This window comes from Paenibacillus sp. FSL R5-0341, from assembly GCF_037975235.1.
GTDB lineage: Bacteria > Bacillota > Bacilli > Paenibacillales > Paenibacillaceae > Paenibacillus > Paenibacillus amylolyticus_A.
The window spans coordinates 1273752-1288832 of record NZ_CP150241.1 but is presented as its reverse complement, the minus strand read 5'-3'; the positions used below and the strand labels follow the sequence as shown (position 1 = coordinate 1288832).

Below are 15081 nucleotides of genomic sequence, written 5' to 3'. Positions count from 1 at the left end.
ATGTGACATACATCACTGAAAACGTTCTGTCCACTCCATGTTTATGGTTCATGCATGACTTCTCTATCATGTAGTGCATAATGAATAAGACAAGCTTTCAGCCCCCTTTAATGATTAACTACGTGTAAAACAAATCCCTAATTTAAATTATTATCGGCAAATCAGGCGAAATGATTTAGCTTGGCATCCATTTTGCTTAAATGATATACTGAGTGCGCTTCGGCAATGCCGGAGCTGACCTATTTATTGGATGCCACTGGAGGCGAACGAAATGTCTACTATGTCCACAAGGACGGAGAAAGATTTTATCGGTGAAAAAGAAATACCTGCTTATGCCTATTACGGCATTCAGACGGTGCGGGCCGTGGAGAACTTCCCGATTACCGGCGTTCCGGTACACCGGGAGCTGATCACAGCTCTGGCTGCGGTGAAAAAAGCTGCGGCAGTTACGAATATGGAGCTGAAAATGCTACCAAGCAAAATTGGCGATGTCATCGTCATGGCTGCTGAAGAAATGATGAAAGGCCATCATCTGGATCATTTTATTGTGGACTCCATTCAGGGCGGTGCAGGCACCTCCATGAATATGAATATGAACGAAATTCTCGCCAATCGCGGACTTGAACTGTTATTGCAAAGCAAGGGAGATTACTTCCACTGCAATCCCAATAATCATGTGAACATGTCCCAATCCACCAATGACGTGGTGCCTACAGCACTGCGTATTGCCGCGTATCGACTGTCCGAGACGTTACTGGCTACCATGAAAAGGCTACAGGATGCGTTCCGTAAAAAAGAAGAGGAATTCAACGATGTGGTCAAAGTAGGCCGTACCCATCTTCAGGATGCCGTGCCTATTCGCCTTGGACAAGAATTCGGAGCATATGCCCGCGTCATCGGACGGGATATTGAGCGTCTTGAATTCGCCAATCGTCGCCTGCTTACGATTAACATGGGTGCAACTGCGGTAGGTACAGGGCTCAATGCGAAACCCGAATATATCGTCAAGGTTACGGAGCACCTGTCTGATGTTACTGGACTACCACTACAGACAGCAGAAGATCTTGTGGATGCGACGCAGAACACGGATGCCTATCTGGAACTTTCAGCAGCGCTCAAGGTATGTGCGGTCAGCCTGTCCAAAATCTGTAATGATATTCGCATGATGGCTTCAGGTCCGCGTGCTGGATTCAATGAATTACGCTTGCCACCGCGTCAGCCAGGTTCCTCTATCATGCCAGGTAAAGTAAACCCCGTTATGGCAGAAGTCATTAACCAGGTATCCTTCCAGGTGATGGGGAACGACCATACGATCTGTATGGCGTGTGAAGCCGGTCAATTCGAGCTGAATGTTATGGGCCCAGTTATTGCGTTCAACTTGCTGCAATCGCTGAAGATCATGAATAACGGTATTGATGTCTTCACGCGTTATGCGGTGGAAGAGATGGAAGCCAACCGTGAGCGCTGCGAATTAATCATGAAGCAAAGTTTCAGTGTGGTTACGGCGTTGAACCCGCACTTAGGTTATAATGTGGCAGCTTCCATCGTGAAGGAAGCGCTCAAGACTGGACTTACCTTGCAGGAGATCATTCTGGAACGCGGACTGCTGACACCGGAAGAACTGGAAGAGATTCTTCATCCGGAGCAGATGACCACGCCAGGTATTGCCGGAGAACACTTCCTGCGTAATATGGAACGTTTGTAGGACTGAGATCACAAAGAACCCCCGCAGACCGTTCATCCGGTTCGCGGGGGTTCTTCTATTCGGAGATGATAATATGCCTGATAATCCGTTAAGCCCACCGTTTACGCTCAAGGGAAGACAGAATGTGAAGCTCCTCCCGGTACTTGGCGACCGTTCTCCGGGAGATGATAATCCCGTCCTCGGCGAGCAGTGTCACCAATTGACTGTCCGAGTGTGGCCGATGGCTCTGTTCCGTGCGAACGATTTCTTTTAATCTCCGTTTCACTACTGATGCAGATGTTTTATCCCCTGACGTTGTACCGATTCCCGAGGCAAAAAAAGCTCTGAGTTCATATACACCATGCGGGGTTTCTATATATTTACCGTTCACGGCACGACTTATGGTTGATTCATGCATGCCAATCTTCTCTGCAATAATAGCGAGATTAAGCGGTTTTAGCGCGGATGGTCCTTTAACCAAAAAGGGCTTCTGCTCTTCCATCACGGCCGCCAGCACACGCATTAACGTTCTGCGCCGCAGGTGCAGACTGCGAATAATAGCCCTCGCCTCTGCCGCTCGGTTAGACCAGATTTCGTCCGGAGCCTCATCCCTGATCCAGCGGAAACATGCTTCATTCATGGATACACGAGGGTTACCTGCCGCATGCAGACTTAAATGGGCCTCACCGTTATGCAACCCGACAATGGCATCGGAGATAATGTAATGCGGTCGTTCCGTACATCCGATGGATCGGCAAGGCTTGGGGTCCAGACGTGCAATATAGTCATAGGCAGTCTGAGCTTCCCGCGAAGTCATACCTAATCGACTCCCTGTTCTTCCTGGATGAAAAGGAACCAGTGCTTCCAATCCCGCTTCCACCATGCGTTCAGCGTACAAAACAGCCGCTGGATCGCGTCTGATCTGGAGCAACAGACATTCCTGCAGATTCCGAGCACCTACACCAGCGGGGTCTAGAGACTGGAGAAGTTCCAGTCCTGTTGCAATCTCATTCATGGACACCTTTAGCACTGTTTGTACCTCTGCCAGTTCAACCGTCAGATATCCATCATCATTAACGCACCCTGCCAAATATACTGCCATATTTTCCAATATGTCTGGAAGTATCATCACTCGAATTTGCGCAATCAGCAATTGTTCCAATGTAGGTTCGGCACCTTTTGCCTGAAGCAGCGGATCGTAGGAAGCATATCTGCGCTGATCCCCTCGCCGCGGAATCCGGGCGAGGGGCGCAGCTTGTTCTTCCAACTCAAGCACGGGATTTTCCTCCGCTACATCTTGCAAGTAACGAGTCAGATCCTGACCAGACATGGTTAGCAAATGAAAGGATTGTTTCATCTCCGGCGTGATGGACAGCCGAATACGTTGTTCCTGCACCAACTGAACACCTAACATCCGTTTCCCTCCTTATGCGTTGCTGGGATAATAGCATACTATTCAAACGATTGTAAGCAGATTTTAGTTGGATCATGGTTAATCTGTTAGTATTTCTCCGATACCAGCTTCGCCTGTGTAAACAGCAGCAGATAGTCTCTTCCACCTGCCTTGGAATCCGTGCCTGACATGTTAAACCCGCCAAATGGATGCGTGCCTACCAATGCCCCGGTACATTTCCGGTTGAAGTACAGATTACCCGCGAAGTACTCGCGTCTTGCCTGTTCCAGATGTTCACGATTACGTGAGATCACTGCTCCAGTCAGACCATAGTCGGTATTGTTGGCGATATCCAATGCGTCCTGGAAGGATTCTGCTTTGATAAACGCAAGCACGGGTCCAAAAATCTCATCCTGAGCAATCCGGGCTTTCGGGTCCACATCCGCAATAATGGTTGGTTCAATGAAATAACCCTCGACATTCCCGGTACCCCCACCATGCACAAGACGTCCCTCAGTCTTGCCAATTTCAATATATTCCGTAATCTTCTCATAAGCCTTGTCATCAATAACCGGCCCAACCTGACTTCCCACTTCAAGCGGACTTCCCATCGTCAGTTTCTGTGTCCGTTCAATCACTTTTTGTAATACTTCATCATATACATCCTTATGAATAATAGCACGGGAACACGCCGAACATTTCTGTCCTGAGAAACCAAATGCCGAAGCGGTAATGGACTCTGCCGCCAGTTCCAAATCACTGTCACTATCTACAACGATGGAATCCTTGCCACCCATCTCTGCAATAACCCGCTTGATCCACTTCTGACCCGGAGCAGTACGGGCTGCACGTTCATTAATCCGCAGTCCTACATCTCTGGAACCGGTGAAGCTGATAAAACGGGTAAGCGCATGATCCACGAGATAATCGCCAACTTCACTACCTGGTCCTGGTAAAAAGTTCACGACGCCATCTGGCAAGCCAACTTCTGCGAGCAGCTCCATGAATTTAGCCGCAATCACCGGCGTTGTGCTGGCAGGCTTCAAGACCACTGTGTTGCCTGATACCAGTGCAGCCGAAGTCATGCCAGCCATAATCGCCAGCGGGAAATTCCAAGGTGGAATGACAATGCCAACGCCCAGTGGAATATAACTCAGTTCATTATCTTCCCCTGCAATCCGCACGAGAGGCTGTGGTTCACTCAGTCGCTGCATATCCCGTGCATAGAATTCCATAAAATCAATGGCTTCCGCTGTATCCGCATCGGCTTCAGGCCAGGTCTTGCCAGCTTCATATACCATCCATGCGGAGAACTCATGCTTGCGACGGCGCATAATGGCCGCTGCTTTGTACAGATAACGGGCCCGTTCATTCGGGTCAGTATGTTTCCAGGTGTGGAATGTCTCCGCTGCTGTCTGAATGGCCTTTTCGGCCAATTCCTGATCTGCCTGATGAATCGTTCCGACAACCTGATTTTTGGCTGCGGGGTTCACGGAAGTTAACGTGCGGTTACTTGTTATTTTTTGACCACCAATAATAATCGGGTATTCCCGCCCCAGTTCAGCTTCTACCTGACGAAGTGCGTCTTCAAATGCTTCCTGGTTCGCCGGGACCGTAAAGGGTGTGAATGGTTCGTTAACAAAAGGGATATTCATAAATGATTCCTCCTTCAGGATGTGGGATTCACTGGCTGCTCGCCTGAATTGATTTGCATGGTACTCAACACCCAATATATGTAGCAAAATCCGTGCCAACTCCGGTTGGGATCGAAATATTTTTCTCGTTAAATTCAACTACTGAAAATTTACACGGGCCACTCCGATGACAGAACAACCTTCCGATCGCTGTTATCCCCAGATTTTTCGAATCCTTTTTATAGAGGGAAAATCCGGGGATAGCATATGCTTCCGATGTAGCTTTCTTTCAGAAAGCTTTTAGGCGAGCGCTCCGCTTCTTCATTGAAAAATAGTAGACCATCGCCAAATCTGGCACGTTTCTTGCTTGAATTAAGTTAGCACAATGCTGAAGGAGGAAACGAAAATGAGTGTGGGAACGGAACTATATCGCAAAACGTTGTTGACCGTGGCAGGCAACAAATCCGTAGAGAACCTGTCCATCAAATACGGCAAAAAGCTGGCTGGCAAGTTCATTGCAGGCAATACCCTGGAGGAAGCTCTCGAAGAGATCCGCATCCTCAACAACAAAGGCATCATGGCTACGCTCGATCATCTGGGCGAAGGTATCACCCGCCTGAGCGAAGCAGCATTATACAGGGATGAGTATGTACGCCTGGTAGAAGGCATTGCACGTGAGAAGGCAGATTCCAATGTCTCGTTGAAACCAACCCAGATGGGCCTCGCACTCGACCCGGAAGAGGGTTATCGAAATATCCGTACCGTTGCTGCACAAGCCAAGCTGCATGATTTATTTGTCCGAATTGATATGGAGGATAGTCCATTTACACAAGCGACGCTGGATATTGTGAGAAGACTGCACTCCGAAGGACTACAGAATACAGGTACAGTATTGCAGGCCTACCTGCATCGCACCGAGGAAGATACGCGCGATATGATTCGGGAAGGTATCCGGCTTCGTCTGGTCAAAGGAGCTTACAAAGAACCCGGATCTGTTGCCTATCAGAATGCTTCTGAAGTCATTCATCAATTCAAAACAATGATTCGTCATCATCTCGATCAGGGTGTGTACACCGCGGTTGCCTCGCATGACGATCACATTATTAACTGGACCAAACAATACGCCAAAGACCGTGGAATCTCGCCGGATGCCTTTGAATTTCAGATGTTATATGGTCTGCGCATGAGCGAACAGGAACGTCTCGCTAAAGAAGGCTATCGGATTCGCTGTTACGTGCCATATGGCACCATGTGGTATCCGTACTATACCCGCCGTTTGGCCGAAAAACCGGCTAATCTCTGGATGGTCGTTAAGAATATGTTTCGCTAGTTACCTCAGCTGAATCAATATATAAATGAACAAAGACAAAATAAAAACCATGCTGCCACTCTCTTTCAGGGCACATGGTTTTTTCTGGACGAACACCGTACCAGAGCATCCTATTTTTCTTCGCTCCGATTCATCTCTTAATGTCTAAAAAATTAGCATCCTCAATTTTAAATGTCTATTTTTCTGGACACTTCCATTTATTAATTACAATTACAAGCACGAAAAGTTTAACCACTTAATTGTTGAATTAGTATAGAGGCATTGGCATTGATCTGTGTTCCGCCTGCCAGGGTTTGCAGATCAACTTCTGATGCACTGGAATGATTCCGTAATGTCAGTACATCACTTGATGCAGCAGTGATAATGACCATTGCCAGATTGGGTTGGGTACCAGCACCGCTACCATAGACACTGCCCCCTACAGGGGCTCCGTTTTGATAAAGGGTGAATTGGTTCACCTGTACACCTGCAACGATGAAAAATACCGCGTAGTCCCCGGCATTGCCAATAATAATCTCAGCGGTATTAGGTGTATGAGTAATATTCGTAAGATTTTGGTTACTGTCAAAGGTTAGGTCTGCTTCTGTAGCTACAGTCTGAGCTGATGTATTAAAAATATAGGCGTACGAGGATAAACCTTTTCCCGTTGTACTCTGAGTCTCACCCAACAACTCCTCGGATACCAATCGGTGAGCCGCGACTAACTCGTCTTCAGTACCTTTGCCCCATACGGATATTTGCGCTTCCTCAGCAGCCGTGTCTGAGGTTGAAAATACAAACTCGAAAGCGTCAAAATTCCCATCATAATCTTTGGTTATGACCTGATTAGGAGATACATTGAGCAGTTCTTCTACATATAATGTTCTGACTCCATTAAGGTAATAGCCCCGAAGAAGCACCGTGAACATTTCTGTCTCATTCCGGTTATCAATTTTGACCGTGACGGATTGAGTAGGTCGGATACCCGTTATCCCTGAAATATTATTCTCTATGGGGCCAGTTGATAGAATAGCCATTTCATCACCCTCCTTTGATTCATTCAGTCCTTCTTATAGTATTATTCAGAAGTTTCTTAATGGTGTGGACAAATTGAAGGGCAGTACATAGAATCACTTAACCTTTAAAAGTAACCGTTCATTTAAAATTAAATGTCATATTTAATGACTCTTACCTAACTCTAAATTCCATTTTCTTATTATTTTTCAGCAACCAAACCCAAATAACAAAATTGAAAGCGTATTATAAATATACAAAGCAAACTCAACTACTATTTTCGATCGCGTTATGTATGCTTCATGTCAAAAAATCTATACACAGTTCATTTTGAAAGCTATAATATGAATAAATATCTCCACTCAAATTTTTCCATTTACTCAAATGGAAATAATTCCTTGTAACAGGTATAGTTCTGAACGTTATACCCCAACTGAGGTGATACCGATGAAACATTTACTTCCTGATTTAATGTCTTTATTGCGTACGGATACGGGCAATCTGGATACAGGTCTCTCCAAGCCCACCATTCCATCAACAACATCTCTGGTAGATACCATCTCCTTATTTGACACATCTTCTTATTTGTTCATTCAGGATGATGGGCCCATATTGGGTTATATCGCCGTATCCGATGTCCTGTATGCGATGATGCATGCACATCGGCTGATGGAGGCCTACTTTGAGACCACATTGGAAACAGCCGGTTCTGCCTTGACCTTAATCAATGAAGAAGCTAAGGTGGCCTACTGGACATCTGGTGCGGAGCATGTATTTTCAATTAGCAAAAATGATATTATCGGACAGCCTGCCGCAGACTTTTTTCCGCCTGATCGCCTCCAGTCCCTCAAGACGTTATATACCGGAGAAACCGTCTACCGCAAACAGCATCAGCCGAGACCAGATCTGTTCGCTCTGATTAACGCCCGGCCGGTTCAGCTGGATGGACGCATTGTGGGCGCAGTAGCTGCGGAAGTAGATATCACAACCGAAATTCGATTACATCAGGAACTATTACATATGACATCTAAAGTCCAACATCTGGAGAAAGCCGTCGCCAGACTGCGTCCTGACACAGATCCATTTGCTCGTATCAAAGGAAGTAGCCCGGTTATTCGCCAGTGTCTGGATACCATCGGCAAGATCAGCACCACCTCAGCGACCGTGCTCATCCTCGGAGAGAGTGGCACAGGCAAGGAGTTATTCGCCAAAGCCATTCATGATCTTCGTGAATTGCAGACTGCACCATTTATCGCCATTAACTGTGGGGCAATCCCCGCTTCCTTGTTCGAAAGTGAGTTATTCGGCTATGAGAAGGGTGCATTCTCCGGAGCTGATCCCAAAGGCAAAAAAGGCAAGATCGAGCTTGCCGAGGGGGGGACTCTTTTTCTGGATGAGATCGGTGAGATGCCATTGGAACTGCAAGTGAAGCTGCTTCGGGTATTGCAGGAAAAGAGTTACTTTCCTGTGGGGGGAACGCGTATGAAACAGGCCGATTGCCGGATTATCGCAGCAACCAACCAGAATCTGCTCAGCATGATTGCCCGCAATGAATTCCGGGAAGATCTGTATTATCGACTTAACGTCATTAACCTTGTCATCCCTCCCCTGCGCATGCGCAAGGAAGATATATATGAATTAACCCAGACGTTCCTGCAAGAGTTCTCCTTGCTCTACAACCGTCATATTGAGCTGGTTCCGCCTGAAGTGTTTAAGTTGCTTTTCCAGTATGATTGGCCAGGCAATATTCGTGAATTAAGAAATGTGATAGAACGTTTGACCATTCTGACGACAGATGGTGAGGTCAAGCCGGAATACCTACCCGATACCCTTATCTCCCTGACCGCACAAGAACAGTCCGAAATGCAGCTGACATCGGGAATTCATCCACATGTCAACAGTGAACACGAGCAGCGTCAGCATTTGGCGGGAACGGAACAAGAAGCTCGAACTGCTGCGAATGTGGATAATTCCATTGATTCCAAGCTCGTCTCCAATGACACCTACCAGCAGAAAATGGACACCTATGAGGCTGAACTTCTACTTCAATATCTGGAAGCGGCAGGCGGCAACAAACGAACACTCGCGAAGCAGCTCGGTATCTCCAGGGCAACGCTCTATAACCGCATGAAGAGGCTTGGTCTATGACCAGCCTCTTCTTGTCGTCGCTATATTGAATCAACGAGCTATGCATTCGATGACACATATTGTTCTGAACGGACTGGGCGAATGACGTTCTTCTCACTACAATATCCGTGCCAAGCGAGTCAGCGCTGTTCGAAGATGGCGATAGAATGTCGCCCGACTCATGGAACACTTCTGGGCTGCGGCAGTTGGATTGCCAGCATGCGTCCAGTAGGCCGCGTATAACAGCATCTGATCCTGTGGAGATAGACCATGTACTCTGCCTTCCAACAGATCCATGACATACAGATGTAACTGGATCCCATCCTTTACTCCTCTAACCCTGTCAGCATATTCATGCAATTCTCCCGGGGAACGAAGATCCCCCAACATCTTGCGAACATCCTGTTCAGTCCAGATTACACCATCCACTTCCGTTGTTTCCGGCTGTATACGATCCTCTATTGATTTTGGATCAAGCAGAGACATGACCCACTCTCCGAATTGCCCGCTACGCAAATCCAAATCAAGTACGTCCGCCTGATCCTCAAATCTGTCACAGACACGAGTGCGGGTTCTTCGCATCTGGAATCCAATGCTGTGCAAAAATAGTTTCAGGTGAGGATTCGTTGCAACGAGCATCGCTCGCGCACCATCACCCAACAGAGACAGCCGGTCCAGTGCCATGTATCCTACCAGTTCTTCTCGTGTATAACCAGGCACATCATCTCTTGCCGCAGCCAGCAAAGCAAAGTGCGTATCACTCTGATCCGGGTCATTCGCTAGCTCTTGTGGTGTGAAGCATTCATGCATTTCATTTGGAAAATATTTCAGAAGAAGCTGGCTACTATCCCTATGTACAAGTACGGTAATGAACATCGCGATCGTCTCCCCAAGCCTGTCACGCATCAATACGATCCCTTCAGGATAACGTTGTGCCAATTCATCCAGGAAGCATCCATAGGATACAGCCTGCCATGGTTCCACACTGTACTCACACCATTGCTGTAACAAGATGTGCAGAGCAGGCAGATCCTCTCTTCTCATCGTTTCGAGAGGCGAGAACAAGGAATCACGAGATACGTCCGCGTACTTGCGGTGTTGAAGCATGGATTCCTGACAGAGCAGCAACATCTTTCGGGCGATCTGACGACGCTCATGAGACCCCGCCTGTTCATGCAGCGGTTTCAACAACTTCGCGATTTTGATCCGCATCGTCTGCAACCGATGTGGCTCCCGTTGGCGAAAATCTCGCAGCAGGTGTACCCTGGCTATATCATGCAGGGCAAGACCATCCGGGCCGGAACGGATAAAAGACATCTGTCTCAGCATATGAAACTCTTCTGTCGTCACGGTCATATCCAGTACAGATGATAGCAACTCCTGATTGGCTGTCCCAAGCAGTGTAAGCACCTCCACCATGGGATGCAGACGGGGAATTGTAAGTTCCAGTAGTAATCGGGCACTAATCATATGCGACAGCTCAGCCCATTCGGCATGCGGAAGATTACGTCTCTGATCCGCAGCTTCCACAGCAAGGGCCAGACCCAGCGGATGCCCATCGGTCATCCTCGTAATGGTACCTGACACACCCTTATCCAGAGAGCCTGCGACCGTGATATACTCTGTAATCTCATCGACTGTAAAATGTTGAAGCCGCATCTGTACAAAGCGCCTATGCAATCGCGGATGTGTTCGCCAGGCAGATGCCATTTCCGGGCGTGATGCAAGAATGACAAGTATCCCTCTTAACGGAAGTTTGGATATGAAGACTTCCATGAACCAACTTTCCAGCAGTGCGAGTTCTTCATAATTATCCACTGCCAGGACCAATCGTTTATCGACCGAAGTGTCTTTCAGCAAGCTCAGTGGTCGCGGGTACCCTTCACTATCCAGTGTTTCCAATCCCAATGTCGAGGATAAATAATCCATAAATACGGAAGGGGTCGCTCCGCATGATCGCCCGTCCATCCATATTGCCGTTGCACCTTGATCCCGAGATATGGATAGCATTTCTGAAAGCAAGGAAGATTTACCGATGCCTCCCATACCCGTAATTGAAAATATGGTTAATGGGGCTTCCGGATGTTCGAACCACTGCTCCAGTGTCGTCAGTTCCTTGGCTCGACCAACGAAACGTTTGCCATCCTTAACATATTTGTCGTATTGAGCCTCACTACTATTTCCCATATATGTCCTCCGTACTAGATACTGGTACTTTTAATATACTTTATTTTCTCACAAAATTGAGACTATATTGAGACGCGCAATTGCATGTGAAGTGATAGAATCTTGTTAAAAGCCAATTTATTGGAAATATTCAAACCAGCGGACATGGAAACGTTTTACACGATATACATAGACGACTCCGCGCTACTTCTTAACATAATGAATCATTCCGCCGATCAAGCACAGCCAACATGTACATGAGCATTTACCGATCTCGAATTCATGCTTCCCTTTCAAACCCTACTACCAGCCCGATATTCCAGGAAAGGCGGATTTGTGTGAGAATAAACCTCGATATCTGTAATCTGAGCGGACAACTCGGAATCAATCCCAAGCGACTTAATGAATGGCTGCACCAAAGCGGTATTTCAATGGCAGCTCATGAGGCAGAACCGGAAGAACGTCCCGACCGGTCATCACCCCCGTATCGGCTGGCTGCTCCTACCTCTTTATCTTTGGCACCATCCTCCGGTGAAACGAAACTTTATCGGGGGCGCCGCTCCACTCCCACCCTTCAACACCTGACTGCTTCATTACAACATATTCGGCGAATCAGTAAAAAGGGTTAGACTGTGCAGGAGGTCGTGTAAGACAGATGCACAGTCTGTCTCGTATCGCCTTCACCTCATCAAGAGGATTTCCACTGTCCATTCTCAATCATTGCGTGCGCGAGCAGCGCCATCTCCAGACAGATTCTTCTCCCTTGGTTCATGTAATCAGGCCCCATCAGTTCTTCCAGCTTCTCCAGCCTGTTGTACAGCGTTTGCCGATGAACAAACAACTGTGCCGCTGCATCCCGTTTGGAACCAAAGTTCTGCAGGTAAGCATCCAGCGTCTCTACCAATCGCAGATGATGCGTTTGGTCATGTTCAATCAGTACACCCAGGTGATCCTGGACAAAAGGTTGCAGGAAGGATTGTGGTAAAGCTTTTAACATTTGATATATACCCATACGTTCGTAAAAATGAACATGTTCCATCTGATCTACCGATCTGGACACTTCGATCACCTGATAGGCCTCCTGAAGGCTGTCTGGCAGGCTGGTCAAACGGCTGCGTAACTTGCCAAATCCGGCATGAATGGCGACCTGCTTCAAGTTACGGCTCGCAAACCGCTTTACGTCCAGAGCGATTCCCTCCAGCAATCGTAGCAACTGATGACGTGTAGCAGCCGAAACTGCTTCCTTCGCACAGCACAGATACACCTGATTGTTCTTCAGCATGATTAGGCTGGGCAGATTGTTCTTCTTGAGCAGGGAACGAAGCAGGACAAGAATATCCTGATGATTCGCTTCCATTCGCTCCCGGCCTGTACCCTTCAGTCGATGCTCAATCTCTATAACCCCTCCCGCAAACCAGTACTGTCCCTTCACCAGCAAACGAAGTCCCATTCGGGTCTGGGCTTGTTCCTCCTGATGAATGTTGCCATTCATTAAATCCTGGATCAGCTCGTTCTGATTGCGGACCATCTTCTCTTCAAGAAACTGGGAACGAAGCGTGAGCGCTGCCGCCGCCTTAGCCGTATAGTCGAGTAACAGCTTGAGATACTCCACTGGAGCGGACGGATGCACAATCATGCCCACAGCAGAGAATACTTGACCGAAACAGACGACCGGATGGCAGAGCAGAACCTTCTCTTCGTCCATATGGAACCATAATTCGGTATCCGAATCATTCAGGTCCAGGTGCTCTACCTCCTGTTCATACCAGGTATAGATGGCCTGTTCCATCTCTGGAGCAAGTTCGGGGACAAAACTGCCCGGCTCCATGGACGAGATGTACACCACCGGTTTTGCAGCGTACTCATGCAGCAGGTTCAGCACAGCGGACATATCCGTACTCTGTAATGTTCGCTGTTGAAGCTGACGGGAGTAAGCCTCCAGACTTTTCAGCAGCTGGTGCTGATGATTAATGAGCAGAGAGTGAATATCCTGTGTGATCTCGACAAAACGAACCGGTTGTTCAAATACGATCAGCGGGAACTGGTGTCTATCGGCCAGTTCAATCAGTTCTTCCGGGATTCCATTTATGCTGGTACCAAACTCCACACACAGCCCCGCTGCCTCACTGCCAATCAGCTGAAGCAGATACTCTTCGCGCCCTTCTTCCGATTGAAGCCACAGTCCGGTGGATAAAATAAGATCATGGGGGCTTACAAATGGAGACACATTCGTAATCTCCAATACATGAACCCAGCCAACCTGACGGTTCACCCCATCCTTCCCTGCCGCAAGTCTTGCTCGGCCAAATACCGGACGTGCAAGGATATCTTTGATCGTAAACACGCGGTCATTTTGCAATGGCGATCCCTCTTCGTGTTATTTTTTCTTACATTATAATCCATGGACAAATGTCCTGAACAGTCTTTTTCGACAATATGTTGAGTTGGTCCCCTAAAAATTAGACATGAGGTAAGGTGCAAAACGATTATGCAAGTCATAAACTTGTAGTATAAGCTAACAACCAATAAATGGACGAGGTGCATGGTGATGAGAATCGGAATTCCCAAAGAAATCAAAAACAATGAGAATCGTGTAGCAATGACTCCGGCCGGGGCTGCTGATTTCATCAGAGCCGGTCACCAGGTGATAATTGAACAAGGTGCGGGAATCGGCAGCGGGTTCACGGATCATGAATATCAAGTTGCGGGCGCTGATATTCGGAATGATGCCAAGTCAGTTTGGACAGAGGCCGAAATGATCATCAAGGTGAAAGAACCGCTTGCCAGTGAATATGGATATTTTCGTCCGGGACTGATTCTGTTCACCTACCTGCACCTCGCAGCGGAACCTGAGCTTGCTAAAGCGCTTATTGCAAGTCGGGTAACGGCCATCGCGTATGAGACGCTGGAGGTCAACAATACCCTCCCGCTGCTCACACCCATGAGTGAAGTCGCAGGACGCATGGCATCTCAGATTGGAGCACAGTTACTGGAGAAGACCGAAGGTGGCAAGGGTATTCTGTTGTCTGGTGTGCCAGGCGTTAGTCGGGGGAAAGTAGCCATTATTGGTGGCGGTACGGTCGGAACAAATGCAGCCAAAATTGCCATTGGTCTCGGAGCAGATGTAACCATCCTTGACCTGAATCTCAATCGTCTGCGCCAATTGGATGATATCTTCGGCAATCAGATCCACACGTTGGTATCCAGCCCGTCCAACATTGCAGCAGCTGTTGCGGCGGCAGATCTGTTGATCTGTGCGGTGCTGATTCCGGGCGCCAAGGCGCCAACGCTTGTCAGCGAGCAGGTGGTGAAGACGATGGCACCGGGTTCGGTCATTGTGGATGTGGCGATTGATCAGGGTGGGATCGTTGAGACCATTGATCATATCACAACCCACGATGAACCGACCTATGTGAAACATGGCGTCGTGCACTACGCGGTGGCGAACATGCCAGGCGCCGTGCCGCGTACGTCCACGGTGGCGCTAACCAACGCCACCATGCCTTATGCGCTGCAGCTGGCCAACCACGGTGCAGCAGCCGCGATTCGCGGCAGTTCGTCCATTCGCAGCGCGGTTAACGCGTTGAACGGACACATCACGTATGAGGCGGTTGCCCGAGACCTCGGGCACGCCTATGTTCCTGCAGGACAGGCGCTGGAGAACACCGCCGCTGTCCAGTGATCTTGATATGATCGTTCCACCCGGCGCCTTGTCGCCAGGCCTGTGGAACGCAATAGAAGCGCGAGTCGGGCA

General features: G+C 48.2%; 10 protein-coding genes. 5 read left to right on the top strand and 5 right to left on the bottom strand.

Going from position 1 to position 15081, the window contains the following annotated elements:
* The first annotated feature begins 271 nt into the window (after positions 1-271).
* Positions 272-1705, top strand: a complete 1434-nt coding sequence (locus tag MKX75_RS05660) for an aspartate ammonia-lyase (RefSeq protein ID WP_145146329.1) — start codon at positions 272-274, stop codon at positions 1703-1705.
* 88 nt (positions 1706-1793) lie between these two features.
* Here the strand turns inward: MKX75_RS05660 and rpoN are convergent, their stop codons facing one another.
* Both rpoN and pruA read right to left on the bottom strand, forming a co-directional pair.
* Complete coding sequence (gene rpoN / locus MKX75_RS05655; RefSeq protein ID WP_339168834.1) at positions 1794-3098, bottom strand: RNA polymerase factor sigma-54; 1305 nt, start codon at positions 3096-3098, stop codon at positions 1794-1796.
* Between the two features lie 86 nt (positions 3099-3184).
* The gene (gene pruA / locus MKX75_RS05650) at positions 3185-4732 is read right to left on the bottom strand and encodes an L-glutamate gamma-semialdehyde dehydrogenase (protein ID WP_339168832.1); all 1548 of its coding nucleotides are present in this window, start codon (positions 4730-4732) and stop codon (positions 3185-3187) included.
* A gap of 385 nt (positions 4733-5117) precedes the next feature.
* On the opposite strand from pruA, the gene MKX75_RS05645 reads away from it, so the two are divergent.
* Complete coding sequence (locus MKX75_RS05645) at positions 5118-6041, top strand: proline dehydrogenase family protein (RefSeq protein WP_339168830.1); 924 nt, start codon at positions 5118-5120, stop codon at positions 6039-6041.
* Between the two features lie 227 nt (positions 6042-6268).
* On the opposite strand, the gene MKX75_RS05640 is transcribed toward MKX75_RS05645, so the two are convergent.
* Positions 6269-7057 (bottom strand): hypothetical protein, encoded by a 789-nt coding sequence (locus MKX75_RS05640; protein WP_339168828.1) that lies wholly within the window; start codon positions 7055-7057, stop codon positions 6269-6271.
* Positions 7058-7481: 424 nt separating this feature from the next.
* On the opposite strand from MKX75_RS05640, the gene MKX75_RS05635 reads away from it, so the two are divergent.
* Positions 7482-9182, top strand: coding sequence for a sigma 54-interacting transcriptional regulator (locus tag MKX75_RS05635; protein WP_339168827.1), 1701 nt, complete (start codon positions 7482-7484; stop codon positions 9180-9182).
* A 96-nt stretch (positions 9183-9278) separates the two neighbouring features.
* On the opposite strand, the gene MKX75_RS05630 is transcribed toward MKX75_RS05635, so the two are convergent.
* Entirely contained in the window at positions 9279-11348 is a 2070-nt protein-coding gene (locus MKX75_RS05630) for an ATP-binding protein (RefSeq protein WP_339168825.1), read from the bottom strand.
* 317 nt (positions 11349-11665) lie between these two features.
* Between MKX75_RS05630 and MKX75_RS05625 the strand changes: the two genes are divergently transcribed.
* The gene (locus MKX75_RS05625; protein WP_339168824.1) at positions 11666-11956 is read left to right on the top strand and encodes a hypothetical protein; all 291 of its coding nucleotides are present in this window, start codon (positions 11666-11668) and stop codon (positions 11954-11956) included.
* 59 nt (positions 11957-12015) lie between these two features.
* Here the strand turns inward: MKX75_RS05625 and MKX75_RS05620 are convergent, their stop codons facing one another.
* Complete coding sequence (locus MKX75_RS05620) at positions 12016-13686, bottom strand: PucR family transcriptional regulator ligand-binding domain-containing protein (RefSeq protein ID WP_339168823.1); 1671 nt, start codon at positions 13684-13686, stop codon at positions 12016-12018.
* A 189-nt stretch (positions 13687-13875) separates the two neighbouring features.
* Here MKX75_RS05620 and ald point away from each other — a divergent pair, with 189 nt between their 5' ends.
* Positions 13876-15009 (top strand): alanine dehydrogenase, encoded by a 1134-nt coding sequence (ald, locus tag MKX75_RS05615; RefSeq protein WP_339168821.1) that lies wholly within the window; start codon positions 13876-13878, stop codon positions 15007-15009.
* Positions 15010-15081: the final 72 nt, after the last annotated feature.